This window comes from Pseudomonas fluorescens (assembly GCF_902497995.1).
GTDB lineage: Bacteria > Pseudomonadota > Gammaproteobacteria > Pseudomonadales > Pseudomonadaceae > Aquipseudomonas > Aquipseudomonas fluorescens_BK.
On record NZ_CABVII010000026.1, the window covers coordinates 17,766 to 33,009 of the forward strand.

Consider the following 15,244-nt stretch of genomic DNA (forward strand, 5'->3'; position numbering starts at 1 on the left):
CCAGTCAATATTGATGTCGCCTGACACACCGCTTTCGCGAGCAAGCCCGCTCCCACAGGTTTGCATGAACTCAGGCGTCCGGGGTTTGTTCGGCCAGGGCGACCGCACGGAACATTGCACGGCGTTTATTCAGGGTTTCTTCCCATTCCAGCGCCGGCACCGAGTCGGCGACAATGCCGCCACCAGCCTGCACGTGCAGCTCGCCGTTCTTGATCACCGCGGTGCGGATTGCAATGGCGGTGTCCATGTTGCCGTTCCAGGCGTAGTAACCGACCGCGCCGCCATACACGCCACGCTTGACGGGCTCCAGCTCGTCAATGATTTCCATTGCGCGAATCTTCGGTGCACCGGACAAGGTGCCGGCCGGCAGAATCGCCCGCAGTGCATCCATCGCCGTCAGCCCGGCCGTCAGTTGCCCGGTGACGTTGGACACGATGTGCATGACGTTGGAGTAACGCTCGATCACCATCTTTTCGGTGAGTTTCACCGAGCCGATTTCCGAAACGCGACCGGTATCGTTACGGCCCAGGTCGATCAGCATCAAGTGCTCGGCGATTTCCTTGTCATCGGACAGCAGGTCTTTTTCCAGCGCAACATCGGCTTCTTCATTGGCACCCCGCGGACGGGTGCCGGCGATCGGGCGTACGGTGATCAGGTTGTCTTCGACCCGCACCAGCACTTCCGGCGAACTGCCGACGACGTGGAAGTCGCCGAAGTTGAAGAAGTACATGTAGGGCGTCGGGTTGAAGCAGCGTAGCGCCCGGTACAGATCGATCGGCGCAGCCTTGAAGTCGATCGACATGCGCTGGGACGGTACGACCTGCATGCAGTCACCGGCCAGGATGTACTCCTTGATGGTGTCGACGGCTTTTTCGTAGTCGTCCTGGGTGAAGCTTGAGCGGAATACCGGGTCGGCAGACTGCTGCTTGCTGAAATCCAGGCCACGGCGCGGTGTGATCGGCTGACGGAGTTTTTCCAGCAGCGCTTCCAGACGTGCCTGTCCGTGCTCGAAAGCATCGTCCTGCGACGGATCGGCCAGGACAATCGCGTGCATCTTGCCGGCGAGGTTGTCGAACACCACCACCGCGTCGGAGACCATCAGCAGAATGTCCGGCACGCCCAGCGGATCCGGGTTTGGGCACTTGCCCAGACGCTTCTCCACATAACGTACGCAGTCGTACCCGAAGTAACCCACCAGGCCGCCATTGAAACGCGGCAGGCCGGCGACGATCGGCACGTTGTACCGAGCCTTGAATTCTTCGACGAAGGTCAGCGGGTCTTCAGCTTCATGGCTTTCGATCTCGACGCCATCGTGGGTCACACTGATGTGATGATCGTGAACCCGCAGCACGGTGCGGCACGGCAAACCAATGATCGAATAACGGCCCCACTTTTCGCCGCCCTGCACCGATTCGAGCAGGTAGGAGTTGGGCTCATCGGCCAGTTTCAGGTAGATCGACAGCGGCGTGTCGAAGTCCGCCAGGGTTTCGCAGGCAAGCGGGATGCGGTTGTAGCCGGCAGCGGCCAAACGCAGGAATTCTTCGCGGATCATGGAGTAGCCTCGTGGCTTGAGGGTCTAACAGTCAGGTATGCAAACGCGCCGGGATGCCGGCCAGGAACAAGTCAGGCGCGCCAACGCCAGCGGGCCAGGGCCTTGATGACTTTCATCCAGAGTTTGCGAGTGACCACCACGATGGGATTTCCGACAGGAGATTGAACAGCGTCGGGCAACGTTATCCCAGCGGCCAGATCCAGGCAACCGGGAATTAATTTGCGTAGATCGTCGATCACCAGCGCCGGGGATTCTTCAGCAATCGGCCGGCCATGGTTATAGCCATAACTGAGCGCGACACACTTGACCCCCGCCGCTTTCGCCGCCAGCACATCGCTACGCGAATCGCCGACGAACAAGGATTGCGAAGCCGGGATATTGGCCATTTTCATCACGAAGAACAGTGCCGCCGGGTCAGGCTTCTTCTTTGGCAGGGTATCGCCGCCGATGATCCAGCGGAAGTAGCGGCCGATCTTCATCTGATCCAGCAGCGGCGCGACGAAACGCTCCGGTTTGTTGGTGATCAACGCCATCTCGACACCCTGCTTGTGCAGCCATTTCAGGGTATCGCGCACACCGGGGTAGACCACGGTCAATTCGTGTCCATCCTCGTAAAAGCCGTTGAACAGCTCCAGTGCATGCTCGGCCTCGACCTCATCGACGTTCTCGGCATCGATATGGTTGGCCAGTGCCCGGCGCACCAGCATGTGCACACCGTTGCCAACCCAGTCGCGCACCGACTCGATCCCGGCAGGTGCGCGGCCGAGTTTGAGCAGCATGTTATCCACAGCCGCCGCGAGGTCCGGGACCGAATCGACCAGCGTGCCATCCAGATCGAACATCACCAGCCGCGGCAGTGTTCCCGGGAATAGCTGCTCAAAGCCACTCATGGGCGGGTCAGCGCCAGTTCGGAACGCATCTTTTCAATCACCTCTTGGTAGTTCGGTGCATTGAAGATCGCCGAGCCGGCGACGAAGGTGTCGGCGCCAGCAGCGGCGATTTCGCGAATGTTGTTCACGTTCACGCCGCCGTCGATTTCCAGGCGGATGTCACGACCGGAGGCATCGATCAGTGCCCGCGCTTCACGCAGCTTGTCGAGGGTGCCAGGAATGAACTTCTGCCCGCCAAAGCCCGGGTTGACGCTCATCAGCAGGATCATGTCGACCTTGTCCATCACGTACTTGAGCACGTCCAGCGGCGTCGCCGGATTGAACACCAGGCCCGACTTGCAGCCGCCTTCGCGGATCAATTGCAGGGAGCGGTCGACGTGCTGCGTGGCTTCCGGGTGGAAGGTGATGTAAGTCGCGCCGGCCTCGATGAAGTCGCCGACAATGCGGTCCACCGGGCTGACCATCAGGTGCGCGTCGATCGGCGCAGTCACGCCGTACTTGCGCAGCGCGGCACAGACCATCGGGCCGATGGTCAGGTTCGGCACGTAATGGTTGTCCATGACATCGAAGTGTACGAAGTCGGCGCCGGCGGCCAGGACGTTGTCCACCTCCTCGCCCAGGCGGGCGAAATCGGCGGAGAGAATCGACGGAGCAATGACGAAGGGCTGCATGACGCACCTTTACTGAGCAAAATCACGATGGCGCGCATTGTATACCTCATGCTTTGAAGCGCGCACCGTGACGCGATAATCAGTAGTCGATGTCCAGACGGGTCAGCTCAGCGACCAGTTGCTTGTTGGCAGCGGCGCCGGTGAACAATTTGTGAGGCAATCCCAAGAACTGCATGAAACCCTGTAGGAGCGAGCTTGTTCGCGAAAACCCTGAGAGCGCCGCGTGCATTCAGGCAGCAAGCGTTATCGTTCACGTCCATCGTCGGAACGCCGCCCGGAGCAAGCTCGCTCCTACAGTTGATCGGTGTGTTGCTTTAAACCTGGGCGGTGCGCAGTTTTTCGCTGCGGCCACGCAGCCATTCCAGGGTCAGCAGCAGGATCACCGAGAAAGCAATCAGCAGTGTCGCGGCGGCAGCAATGGTCGGGCTGAGGTTTTCGCGGATGCCGCTGAACATCTGCCGCGGCAGGGTCGCCTGTTCGGGGCCGGCGAGGAACAGCGTCACCACCACTTCATCAAACGAGGTGGCGAAGGCGAATAATGCCCCCGAGATCACGCCCGGCGCGATCAACGGCAAGGTCACCCGCCGAAACGCCGTCAGCGGTGAAGCCCCCAGGCTTGCAGCCGCCCGAACCAGGTTGTGGTTGAACCCCTGCAAAGTCGCCGACACCGTGATGATCACAAACGGCACACCCAACACCGCATGCACCACGATCAATGAGAAGAAGCTGTTGCCCAGACCAAGCGGCGCAAAGAACAGGTAGCTGGCGACACCGATGATCACCACCGGCACCACCATCGGCGAAATCACCAGGGCCATCACCAACGGCTTGCCGGGAAAGTCGCCCCGAGTCAGGCCAATCGCTGCCAGCGTACCGAAGATCATCGCCAGCACCGTGGCCGCCGGGGCGACGATGATGCTGTTCTTCAGCGCCCGCATCCATTCCGCCGACGCGAAGAAGTCGTGATACCACTGCAGCGAGAAGCCTTGCAGCGGGTACACCAGGAAACTCCCTGAGTTGAACGACAGCGGAATGATCACCAGCACCGGCAAAATCAGGAACAACAGGATCAAGCCGCAGAGAATCCGCAAGCTGTAGAACCACGCCCGCTCGATGGGCGACATATAAGGACTCAGCATTTCGTTCTCCCCTTAGCTCAGGCGCAGGCGACTGGCGCCCACCAGCCAGTTGTAAATCAGATACAGCACCACGGTCGCCAACAGCAGCAGCCCACCGAGTGCGGTCGCCATGCCCCAGTTGATGCTGGTGTTGGTGTAGAAGGCGACGAAGTAACTGACCATTTGATCGTTCGGGCTGCCCAGCAAGGCCGGGGTGATGTAGTAGCCGATGGCGAGGATGAACACCAACAGGCAACCGGCGCCGACACCGGCATAGGTCTGCGGAAAGTACACCCGCCAGAAGCTGGCGAACGGGTGGCAGCCGAGGGAAATCGCGGCGCGCATGTAGGTGGGCGAAATGCCTTTCATCACGCTGTAGATCGGCAGAATCATGAACGGCAGCAGGATGTGCACCATCGAGATGTAGACGCCGGTACGGTTGAACACCAGCTCCAGCGGCTTATCGATGATGCCCATGGCCATCAGACCGCTATTGATCAAACCGCCCGATTGCAGCAGCACTATCCACGCGGCGACCCGCACCAGAATCGAGGTCCAGAACGGCAGCAGTACCAGAATCATCAGCAGGTTGCTTTGCCGCGATGGCAAGTTCGCCAGCAGATAGGCCAACGGATAAGCCAGCACCAGGCAGATCACGGTGATGATCAGGCCCATCCAGAATGTTCGGGCAAAAATGTCGAGGTAGATGGCCTGATCGGGGGTGGCGGGGGCGATTTCGCCGAGGTCGTCGATCCGGTGGTCCACCGCCGCCAGCAGGTAGTACGGCGTAATGCTGCTGGTGTTGCGGCGTACGGCTTGCCAGTAGGCCGGGTCGCCCCAGCGCTCGTCGAGAGCTTCCAGCGCTTCTTTATAAGAGGCCGGTTCGGTGGCGAACGGCAAGGCGCGTGCGGTTTTGGTCAGCAGGCTACGATAGCCGGCCAACTCCATGTTCAAGCGCTTGGACAGGTCGCCCAAGGTCTGATTCTTGCGGGCTTCGGCCAGGTCTTCGCTGGCCGCCTTGTAAACCGGTTCAGCGGGCAGGCCGCGGCCGTCCCAGCTGGCGATGGCCGCCACGGTGCGTGGCATGCCGCCGACCACTTCCGGGTTGCCGACGCTTTTGTAGAGCAGCGCCACGATCGGCACCAGGAACACCAGCAGCAGAAACAGCACCAGCGGCGCGATCAAGGCCTGGGCCTTCCAGCGATTGATCCGCTCGGCATGCTTGAGGCGCTGCTTCAAGGTGGGGGCTGTGCCCGCGTTCAGGGGAATGGCGGTGGCCATGGCGTACTCCGGAAATCTTTGAGCGTTACAGGAGGCGGCACGCGCTGCCTCGATCGTTTAATACACGCCGTTCAAATGTGGGAGCGGGCTTGCTCGCGAAGGCGGAGTGTCAGTCAACAGTGATGCTGAATGTGCTGACGTCTTCGCGAGCAAGCCCGCTCCCACAGGGTGGGGCAAGCCCACCTTTGCAGGGTCGTGCTTATTTGGCAGCCCAGGAATTGAAGCGCTGCTCCAGTTGCTCGCCGTTGTCAGCCCAGAAGCTGACGTCGATCTGCACCTGGTTGGCGATGTTTTCCGGGGTGGTCGGCATGTCCTTCAGGATATCCTTGGCCAACAGCGGTACGGCTTGAACGTTGGCCGGGCCGTAAGCGATGTTTTCCGAATAGGTCTTCTGCTGTTGCGGCTGCACCGAGAACGCGATGAATTTTTTCGCTGCTTCAGCACGTGCCTTGTCCAGGCCTTTTGGAATGGCCCATGCGTCGAAGTCGTAGATACCGCCGTTCCACACCACTTTCAGGTTGCTTTCTTTCTGCACGGCAGCAATCCGGCCGTTGTAGGCCGAGCTCATGACCACATCACCGGAAGCGAGGTATTGCGGCGGTTGTGCGCCGGCTTCCCACCACTGAATGCTTGGTTTGAGCTGATCAAGCTTCTTGAACGCGCGATCCTGACCATCCTTGCTGGCCAGCACTTTGTAGACGTCTTTCGGGGCAACGCCGTCGGCCATCAGCGCGAATTCCAGGGTGTACTTGGCACCTTTACGCAGGCCGCGTTTGCCCGGAAATGTCTTGGTGTCCCAGAAATCCACCCAACTGGTCGGTGCGCTTTTCAGCTTGTCGGCGTTGTAGGCCAGCACGGTCGACCACACGAAGAAGCCCACGCCGCACGGCTGGATAGCGCCTTTGACGTAGTCTTCGTTTTTGCCGAACAGCGCGGGATCGAGTTGCTCGAACATGTCTTCGTCGCAACCACGGGACAGTTCCGGCGATTCAACTTCCACCAGGTCCCAGGACACGCTCTTGGTGTCGACCATGGCCTTGATCTTGGCCATCTCGCCGTTGTACTCGCCCGCCACGATCTTGCCGTTGCCCGCCGCTTCCCACGGTGCGTAGAAGGCTTTGACCTGCGCCGCCTTGTTCGCCCCGCCAAAGGACACCACGGTCAAGTCCGGGCCCGCCGCCATCGCGTGTGCCGCACCGATCATGCCCATGACCAAAGCGGTGAATTTCAGGGATCTCAACATTTATTGTTCTCTCCACGTGCAGGGTTGGTGTTGTTGAAGCAGGGGGGGCGATCAATGCGCCTCTAGAAGCGGGTCGAGCGCGCGAACGTGTTCGACCTGCCAGCCAAGCGGTACCACGTCGCCAACCGCCAGCGCGGGGTCGAGCTCGGCAATCGGTTGTTTCACAAAAAAGTCGGTCTTGCCGCAGACTTCCAGGCGAACCCGCACGTGGTCGCCCAGATAGATGAATTCCGCCACCCTCCCCGAGAAGCGGTTGACGCAGGATTCGCTCGAACCATTGAGGCTCACGCGTTCCGGGCGAATCGACAGCGTGACGGGCTCGCCGGTCTTGCCGACGTTGACCGCCAGGGCTTCAACCTTTTCACCGCGACCGAGTTCGACGACGCAGCGGTCGCCGGTATGGCTGTGCAAGCGGCCATTGAGACGGTTGTTCTCGCCGATGAAGTTGGCGACGAAGGTGTTTTTCGGTTCTTCATAGAGGGAGCGCGGCGGTGCGATCTGCTGGATTTCGCCCTGGTGGAACACCGCCACACGGTCGGACATGGTCAGGGCTTCGCCCTGGTCATGGGTCACGTAAACTACCGTCACGCCCAGACGCTGGTGCAGATGCTTGATCTCCATCTGCATGTGTTCGCGCAGCTGTTTGTCCAGCGCGCCGAGGGGTTCGTCCATCAACACCAGTTGCGGTTCGAACACCAAGGCACGGGCCAGGGCCACACGCTGTTGCTGACCACCGGACAGTTGCGCCGGATAACGTTGGGCGAACAGGTCGAGCTGAACCATGCTCAAGACGCGTTTGACCCGGTCGCTGACATCGCTCTTGTTCAAGCCGCGAACGGTCAGCGGGAACGCCAGGTTCTCGGCAACGGTCATGTGCGGGAACAACGCGTAGTTCTGGAACACCATGCCGATGTCGCGCTTGTGCGGCGGCACGTTGTTGATGGAACGCCCGGCCAGGAGGATTTCACCTGCGGTCGGTGTTTCGAAACCGGCGAGCATCATCAGGCTGGTGGTCTTGCCGGAGCCGGACGGCCCGAGCAAGGTGAGGAATTCGCCTTTGCGAATGTCCAGGTTGAGGTCTTTGACGATCAGGTTCTCGCCGTCGTAGCTCTTTTGCACTCCACGAAAGCTGACCAGAATGTCGCTGGCCCCTGCGCTTGAATCGACCTGGCTCATACCCACACCTTTGTTGTTGATGACTGCTGTGGACTAAGCCTAGTGGACGCTGGTGACCACGCAAATCGGGGCGCAGGAGAGAATGGCCTCAGCCGGATGGAAGGCTGGGGGTAGGGATTGCCCTACAAGGATGGCGGGATTGGATAGGGGTAGCGGCAAGTTTCAAGCTGCAAACCGCAAGAACGGGCAAAAGCGGCTTGAAATGCGTGTCGTTAATGGATATGCCCGCGTTCGGAAGAACAAACCAGATCCCCTGTGGGAGCGGGCTTGCTCGCGAAGACGGCGGCCCAGTCAATATTGATGTCGCCTGACACACCGCCTTCGCGAGCAAGCCCGCTCCCACAGGGATGTATAGTGAACCCGTGGATGGTGTGTGTCAGAGGAGCTTGTGCTCCATCGCGTACTTCACCAGTTCCGCCAACGAAGTGATGTTGAGCTTCTGCATCAGCCGCGCCTTGTGGGTGCTGATGGTCTTGCTGCTCAAGGCCAGTTGCTGGGCGATGTCGTTGACGTTGGCGCCCTGGGCCAGGCGTTCGAACACTGAGAATTCGCGCTCCGAGAGCAACGAATGCAGCGGACGCGAATCGGTCAGGCCGACTTCGAAAACCATACGATCAGCCAGGTCCGGGTCGATGTAACGCCCGCCCGCCGCGACTTTGCGAATCGCGGTCAGGAGTAGCGCCGGATCGCTGTCCTTGGTTGCGTAACCGGCGGCACCAACCTTCAACGCACGGGCGGCCATTTGCGCTTCGTCGTGCATCGACAACACCAGAATCGCCGGTGGATTGTTCAGTGCGCGAATCCGTGGAATGGCTTCCAGGCCATTGACACCGGGCATGGAGATATCCAGCAACACCACTTCGCAGGCCACATGACGCAAGGTTTCGAGCAACTGCTCGCCATTGCTCGCCTCCCCTACCACCAGCAGGTCCTTGGCCAGGCCAATCAATTGCTTGATGCCTTCGCGGACGATGGTGTGGTCTTCGGCTACCAGTACACGGATCACGTTCTTCTCCAGATTCAAGATCTATCGCGGGCAAGCCCGCTCCCACAGTGATTTGAGGGGCTATCAAAATCTGTGCATTTGCATAGCCCCCTGTGGGAGCGGGCTTGCCCGCGAAGGCGTCAGTACAGACGCCGCAAATACTTCAGGCCTCACCCACCGGCACTCGCACACTCAAGGTCGTGCCTTCCCCCGGCTCACTTTCAAGCGACAGCTGCCCACCCATGATCAACACCCGCTCGCGCATGCCGACGACACCAAAGGATGTCGACCTGCCGGTGGAGGGGACGAATCCTACGCCATCATCACTGACCGTCAGGCACAACTCGTCGCCTTCCAGCGTCAACGTCAGTTCAACAGTATGCGCCTGGGCATGGCGCATGACATTGGTCAGCGCCTCCTGAAGAATCCGGAACAAGCCAACCGCCTTGGCATCACTGAGCACTGGCAGATTATCCGGCACCTGCACCAGGCACGGAATCTGCGTGCGCGCCTCAAAACGGCGGGCCTGCCATTCGATGGCCGATGCAATCCCGGCATCGAGAATCGGTGGGCGCAGCGCCGTCGCCACATCACGCACCAGTTGGAACAGCTGAGCGATCAAGCGCTTCATGCTGTTCAAGCGTTCGTTCAGACCGGGGTCGAGCTGGGCGTAGGCCAGTTCGCACATGGACGTTTCCAGCTTCAACACGGTCAACATCTGACCCAACTCGTCATGAACTTCCCGGGCGATGCGGGCCTTTTCCTCCTCCCGTACACTCTCCAGATGAGCGGACAACTCACGCAATTGCCCCCTGGAGCTGGCCAGTTCCAGCTCGATGCGCTTGCTCTCGCTGATGTCCCAGACAATGCCGTCCCAGACATAGGCACCGTCTTCGAGCCGGCGGGTAATGGCCTTGATCTCGGCCCAGCGCTGCTCGCCCGAACGGGTGAGAATCCGTCCTTGCCACGACCAGTCACTGTCGGTGTCCAGCGCATGGTCCTGAGTCTGGTGATAGCTGGCCTTGTCGTCCGGATGCACCAGACTGCGCAGGCCTTTGTCGCGATGAGCCAGGGTGGCCGGCGAGTAACCCACCAGGCTCTCGCTGCCTTCACTGATGTAGGCAAAGTCGATCTGCCCGGTCACCGGCGCACGCTCCAGCCGGAAGACCAGCCCCGGAACATTGGCGGCGATCCCTTGCAGTCGCGCTTCGCTTTCCTGCAATGCAGCCAGGGCACGGCGGCGTTCGGTGACATCATTGAGGTAAACCACCAGGTATTCGCCGCCGCGAAAACGCAGGAAGCTCAACGAAACATCCGCTGGCAGAACGCTGCCATCGGCGCGCACACAGTTGGTCTCGAAACTTTGCGGGCCTTCTTCGCTGGCGCGGGCGCGCTTCCACAGGTTCAGCCAGCGGTCCATGTGCAGACCCGGCTCAAAATCGATCAAAGGCCTGTCGATGATCCCGCCCGCCGGATAGCCCAACATGGTTTCGGCCGCGCGGTTGGCGTAGCGCACATGGCTGTCCCAGTTGACCCAGAGAATGCCGACGGTGCTCTGGTCGATGGAAAACTGAGTCAGGCGCAAGGCTTCTTCGCTGGCGGCACGCAGGGCAATGTCTTCCCGCGCCGCCAATAACCGTTGCTCCAGACTGTGCTGTTGCCGACGTTGCCAGAACACGATGGCCATGCTGCTCAGCATCAACACTGCCAACAACAGGCAGAGGTTTTGCCAGAAACCCGGGGATTCGGTCAGCCGCGGGTACTTGGGTTGCAGCCATTGGCTGTGCAACTGCTCCAGGTCCTTGGCCGGGATCGCCCGCAATGCGCTTTCGACGATACCGGCCAGCTCCGGCCAGTCCCGGCGCGTGGCCACACGCAGCAGTTGCGGCAGGCCAATGTCACCGACCACTACCAGAGCGGCGAACTCCGGCTCGGCGGACAGGCGCCCCAGCTGCGCTTCATCGACCACGGCGTAACTGGCTTGCTGACTCAACAACAGTTGCAGTGCCTGGCGCTCGACCGGTACGCCTTGAAGGTTCAAATGCGGGTAATTGCCGCGCAGGTAATCGGCAGTGGCGCTGGGCATGCGCACGGCGACGCGGGTCTGGCTGTCGAGTTTTTCCAGCTCCACTGCGCCCGTGCTTTTCTGGTCACTGACCACCAACTGCGGTACCCGCATGTACGGGTCGGAAAAATGCCACAGACGCAGACCGCCAGGGGTTTGACTCAGTCCTGGAGCGATATCGATTTCACCTTCACGCGCCGCGGCTTCCAGCTGCGCAAGGTCAGGGAAATGACGCCAGCTCAACTCGACCTTGAGTGACTGGGCCAGCCATTGCATCAGCTCGACGTTAACGCCCGACAGGCGCTGCAAACGGCGATCGTATTGGGCGTAAGGTGCTTGCAGCAACAGTCCGACGCGCAACTCGCGATGCTGAGCCAGCCATTGCTGCTGGTCCGTGGACAATGGCGTGACGTGCACTGGAGGCGCGGATGCCGCCCAGCTCATCAAGGGAAACCACAAACAGCCGATAACCCACAGGCAGCGAAAACGCATCATTGAAGTCTCACACACTGACAAATACTGACCAACCCATTAGGCTGCCGGAATCACTTCTGGCCTGGAATATCCGATGCTCCCTGTCTACCGCCTGGCACTGTCGGCATTGTGCCTGTCGCTGATCCTGCCTTGCGCCTTTTCCGTCGAGGCAGCCGGCCCGGCCTCAAGCGCCACGGGGAACACCGCGCAAGAAAAACCGCTTGGGCGCCCGCCGTTGCCAGAGCGTAGCCAGGAAGACGCGACCGCCCTTGAGCGACAGGCCCCGGTCCAGGAACAGCAACAACTGCAAGCCGGTGCCGATACCTTTCTGGCCCTGTGGAAACCGGCCAATACCGCCAGCCCCAAGGGTGCGGTGATTATCATCCCGGGCGCCGGCGAAACTGTTGACTGGCCGCATGCAATCGCTCCATTGCGGCGCACATTGCCGGATGCCGAGTGGAGCAGCCTGAGTATCACCTTGCCGGACCCGCAAAGCGATGCCATTGCGCCACGTATCGTTGAAATGCCGCCAACGCTCAAAGCGCCCGAGACCGGTAGCAAGGATGCCACCACTGCCGCGCCCATCGAGCAGGCCGTTGGCGGCGAAGCGGAGGTGGCGGACAAGGCGATCGTCGAAACCGGCGAGGAACAGGCCCGGGCCGACGCCGAACGAATCTTCGCTCGCATCGATTCGGCCATTGCCTACGCCGAACAGCAAAGCGCCCGCAGCATCGTTGTATTGGGTCATGGCACCGGTGCTTACTGGGCCGTGCGCTACCTGAGCGAAAAACAGCCCCCGCAGGTCGAAAAACTGGTGATGGTCGCCGCCCGGACGCCGGTAAGCGCGAAACCCGGACTGGCTGAACTCACCCCCACATTGAAACTGCCTGTTGCAGACATTTTCTATAGGGATAAGCCGATGGATCGCAACGCGGCGCTGGAACGTTTGCAGGCGAGCAAACGCTTGAAGGCTTCGGGTTTCAGCCAGGTATCGCTCAAGGCGCTGCCGGGTAACAGCAAGGCTGAGCAGGAGCAGCTGGTTCGTCGGGTTCGGGGGTGGTTGAATCCTCAGCCTGCGGCGGACAAATAGACCGAGTCGCCCCATTCGCGAGCAAGCCCGCTCCCACATTTGATCTTCAGTGGACACAACGTTTCCGCACGACGGAGATCAAATGTGGGAGCTGGCTTGCTCGCGAAGGCGGCATCTCAGACAACAAAACCTTTCCCTTCTAACGAAAATCCCGCCGCTCACGAATCAAGGTATAGGCGTTATGCAACTCGCGAGTCTTGTCGGTCGCCTCACGAACCTGCAACGCCGTCGCCCCGCTGCCGGCGATCTTGTCCGGATGATGGCGGCTGAGCAGGCGTCGATAAGCGCGCTTGATCTGCGTCGGCTCGCTGGTGGCGGACACGCCCAATAGGCGCAAAGCCTCCTGATAGGTCACGGCGCTGCTGACCAACGGACGTTTCTGCGGTTCATAGTCGCTGGACAGCGCTTGCACCTGTTGCCGGGTCCAGCCCAGCCATTTACCCCACTGGGTTACCAGCTCAAGCTCACCCACACCGGCGCAGCCATCGGCCCAGATCATCCGCCAACAGGCGCGCAAGACGCCTTCGGCTGCATGGGGTTGGGCACTCAAGCGACGCAGTTGACCGCGCAACCGGTCATGTCCCGACTTGCCGCGATTGAACGCCGCAATTGCACGGCGCCGGGCCGATTCGGTCATTTCCAGCGAGCGCATCTCCTGGCGAGCCTGCTGGATGTGACCATTACCCACCCTTCCGTCGCACTTGGCCAGCCGTCCCAACAACACGAACAGCAGTTCATCGTTGCGCAGCGCCGACCGGCCACCGAGCTTTTCCCACACATCCGCCCAGCCCCGCAGTTGCAGACGCCGATCCAGCGCCTGCCCAAGCAAGGCGCCGAGCATGGCCCCCGGAATGCTGGCAATGGCATAGCCCGCTCCGGCTCCGATAAGAGTCCCTGGCCACAGCATCTCAGCGTCTCGCTTCTATCAGAGTGTCCACTTCGGTCAGACGCTCGTGAGTGCCGACATCCACCCAGAGCCCGTTCAGGTGCTCGCCGGTCACTTGCCCGTCTGCCATGGCGGTGCGCAGCAGCGGCGCAAGCTTGAAGGCCCCTGCCGAGCAACCATCGAACAGCTGCGGGTGCAGCACCGCGATGCCGCTGTAGGTCAGGGTGGCGCAGTCCGGCTGACCGTCACGTACCTGTCCGTCGATCAGATTGAAGTCCCCGGCCCGGTGATGGGCCGGGTTGTCCGCCAGCACCAGATGCGCCAGCCCGGCAATGGGCCGATGCAACACGCTGAAGTCGTAATCGGTCCAGATATCACCGTTGACCACTAAAAAGGCCTCATCCCCCAGCAACGGCAACGCGCGAAATATTCCGCCGCCGGTTTCCAGCGGCTCACCTTCCGGCGAGTACTCAATACTCACGCCATACTGCGAGCCGTCGCCCAGGTAGTCTTCGATCTGCTGGCCGAGCCAGGCGTGATTGATCACGATCTCGGTAAAACCGGCGGCGGCCAGTGCGCGCAGGTGATACTCGATCAGTGGCACTCCGCCGGCGCGAACCAGCGGTTTTGGCGTAGTCAGGGTCAACGGGCGCATGCGCTCGCCTTTGCCTGCTGCCAGAATCATCGCCTTCATGCATTCGCTCCAGCACGCAGACTGGCCAGCAACACATCCAGCTCAGCCAGTTCGGGACGGCGGGCGACCACGGCCTCTATGTAAGCAAAGAAGCGCGGCACATCCGCCAGGTAACGCGGCTTGCCGTCGCGGTGGCAGATCCGGGCGAAGATACCGATCACTTTCAAGTGACGCTGCACGCCCATCAGGTCGCTGGCGCGCAGGAAATCCTCGAAGTCGGGCTGAACCGGGATCCCGAGATCGCCCGCCTGCTGCCAGTAATCTTCCAGCCAGCCGCGTACACGCTCCTCGGGCCAGCTGAGGAACGCATCCTTGAACAGACAGGTCACGTCGTAAGTCACCGGACCATAGACCGCGTCCTGGAAATCCAGGACACCCGGATTCGGCTCGCTGAGCATCAGGTTGCGCGGCATGTAGTCGCGATGCACCAGGACCTTGGGCTGGGCCAGGGCGCTATCGATCAGCAAATCGCTGACCTGCTGCCAGAGCTTTTGCTGAGCCGAGTCGAACTCGATGCCCAGCTCGCACTTCACGTACCATTCGGGAAACAATTCCAGCTCGCGTCGCAATAAGGCCACGTCATAACTCGGCAGCGGTGCGACCATCGGCAACTGCTGAAAAGCCAGCAGCGCTTGCACGGCATCCTTGAACAGGTCGTCGGCATTTTCGCTGTCAATCACGTCCAGATAAGTCTTGTTGCCCAGGTCATTGAGCAGCAGAAATCCATGCTCGAGGTCTTCGGCATAGATTTTCGGTACATTTATTCCGGATTTCGCCAGCAGGAAAGCAATATCCACGAAGGGTTTGCAGTTTTCCCGGGGCGGTGGAGCGTCCATCACGACGAAGCTTCTGCCCTCGCCTTCCCAGCGAAAGTAGCGCCTGAAACTCGCGTCGCTACTGGCTGCGGTCAACGAGGCTGGAGGTACGGCACCCCAGCCTTGTTCTGCAAAAAGGATCGGCAACTGCTCATCGAGCCAAACTTTCAGGTGTTGCAAACGTACATCTTGGTCAGGCATTGCAAGGGTCTCCGACGGCGCTAGCCGTCAAGCGGGTCATGCTTTATTATCCAGCATCTTTTTCAGACCATCGAGAGGCGTGCGGCCCACACCGCGGGCAGAT

General features: G+C 60.7%; 13 protein-coding genes. 1 reads left to right on the forward strand and 12 read right to left on the reverse strand.

Translation table 11 applies throughout. The annotated features are described in order from the left end of the window. Nucleotides 1-70 precede the first annotated feature (70 nt). The 9 genes from trpE to F8N80_RS25200 form a co-directional block, all read right to left on the reverse strand. Nucleotides 71-1,552 (reverse strand): anthranilate synthase component I, encoded by a 1,482-nt coding sequence (trpE, locus tag F8N80_RS25150; RefSeq protein WP_150745989.1) that lies wholly within the window; start codon nt 1,550-1,552, stop codon nt 71-73. A 71-nt stretch (nt 1,553-1,623) separates the two neighbouring features. Then, complete coding sequence (locus tag F8N80_RS25155) at nt 1,624-2,442, reverse strand: phosphoglycolate phosphatase (protein WP_150745990.1); 819 nt, start codon at nt 2,440-2,442, stop codon at nt 1,624-1,626. After that, entirely contained in the window at nt 2,439-3,113 is a 675-nt protein-coding gene (rpe, locus tag F8N80_RS25160) for a ribulose-phosphate 3-epimerase (RefSeq protein ID WP_028621492.1), read from the reverse strand. Before rpe ends, F8N80_RS25155 begins: the two co-directional genes overlap by 4 nt. A 314-nt stretch (nt 3,114-3,427) precedes the next feature. Then, on the reverse strand, nt 3,428-4,252 hold the full coding sequence (locus tag F8N80_RS25165; RefSeq protein WP_064680085.1) for an ABC transporter permease: 825 nt from the start codon (nt 4,250-4,252) through the stop codon (nt 3,428-3,430). Between the two features lie 12 nt (nt 4,253-4,264). After that, nucleotides 4,265-5,512: an ABC transporter permease gene (locus F8N80_RS25170; RefSeq protein WP_150745991.1), complete on the reverse strand. Its 1,248-nt coding sequence runs from the start codon at nt 5,510-5,512 to the stop codon at nt 4,265-4,267. A gap of 199 nt (nt 5,513-5,711) precedes the next feature. Further along, nucleotides 5,712-6,755, reverse strand: coding sequence for an ABC transporter substrate-binding protein (locus tag F8N80_RS25180; RefSeq protein ID WP_150784932.1), 1,044 nt, complete (start codon nt 6,753-6,755; stop codon nt 5,712-5,714). Nucleotides 6,756-6,806: 51 nt separating this feature from the next. Continuing rightward, nucleotides 6,807-7,931, reverse strand: coding sequence for an ABC transporter ATP-binding protein (locus F8N80_RS25185; RefSeq protein WP_150745993.1), 1,125 nt, complete (start codon nt 7,929-7,931; stop codon nt 6,807-6,809). A gap of 376 nt (nt 7,932-8,307) precedes the next feature. Beyond that, on the reverse strand, nt 8,308-8,937 hold the full coding sequence (locus F8N80_RS25195) for a response regulator (RefSeq protein WP_150745994.1): 630 nt from the start codon (nt 8,935-8,937) through the stop codon (nt 8,308-8,310). A gap of 142 nt (nt 8,938-9,079) precedes the next feature. Continuing rightward, nucleotides 9,080-11,476 (reverse strand): PAS domain-containing sensor histidine kinase, encoded by a 2,397-nt coding sequence (locus F8N80_RS25200; protein ID WP_150745995.1) that lies wholly within the window; start codon nt 11,474-11,476, stop codon nt 9,080-9,082. A gap of 73 nt (nt 11,477-11,549) precedes the next feature. Between F8N80_RS25200 and F8N80_RS25205 the strand changes: the two genes are divergently transcribed. Beyond that, nucleotides 11,550-12,545, forward strand: a complete 996-nt coding sequence (locus tag F8N80_RS25205) for an alpha/beta hydrolase family protein (protein WP_150745996.1) — start codon at nt 11,550-11,552, stop codon at nt 12,543-12,545. Nucleotides 12,546-12,684: 139 nt separating this feature from the next. Here F8N80_RS25205 and F8N80_RS25210 read toward each other — a convergent pair whose 3' ends face one another. Genes F8N80_RS25210 through F8N80_RS25220 form a run of 3 tightly spaced genes read right to left on the reverse strand, consistent with a single transcriptional unit; the run spans nt 12,685 to nt 15,141 of the window. After that, nucleotides 12,685-13,452 carry a DnaJ domain-containing protein gene (locus F8N80_RS25210; protein ID WP_150745997.1) on the reverse strand — a complete coding sequence of 256 codons (768 nt, stop codon included), beginning with the start codon at nt 13,450-13,452 and terminating at the stop codon, nt 12,685-12,687. A 1-nt stretch (nt 13,453) separates the two neighbouring features. Next, entirely contained in the window at nt 13,454-14,125 is a 672-nt protein-coding gene (gene murU / locus F8N80_RS25215; protein WP_150745998.1) for an N-acetylmuramate alpha-1-phosphate uridylyltransferase MurU, read from the reverse strand. After that, the gene (locus F8N80_RS25220; RefSeq protein WP_150745999.1) at nt 14,122-15,141 is read right to left on the reverse strand and encodes an aminoglycoside phosphotransferase family protein; all 1,020 of its coding nucleotides are present in this window, start codon (nt 15,139-15,141) and stop codon (nt 14,122-14,124) included. The genes murU and F8N80_RS25220 overlap by 4 nt, the downstream gene beginning before the upstream one ends. Nucleotides 15,142-15,244 lie beyond the last annotated feature (103 nt).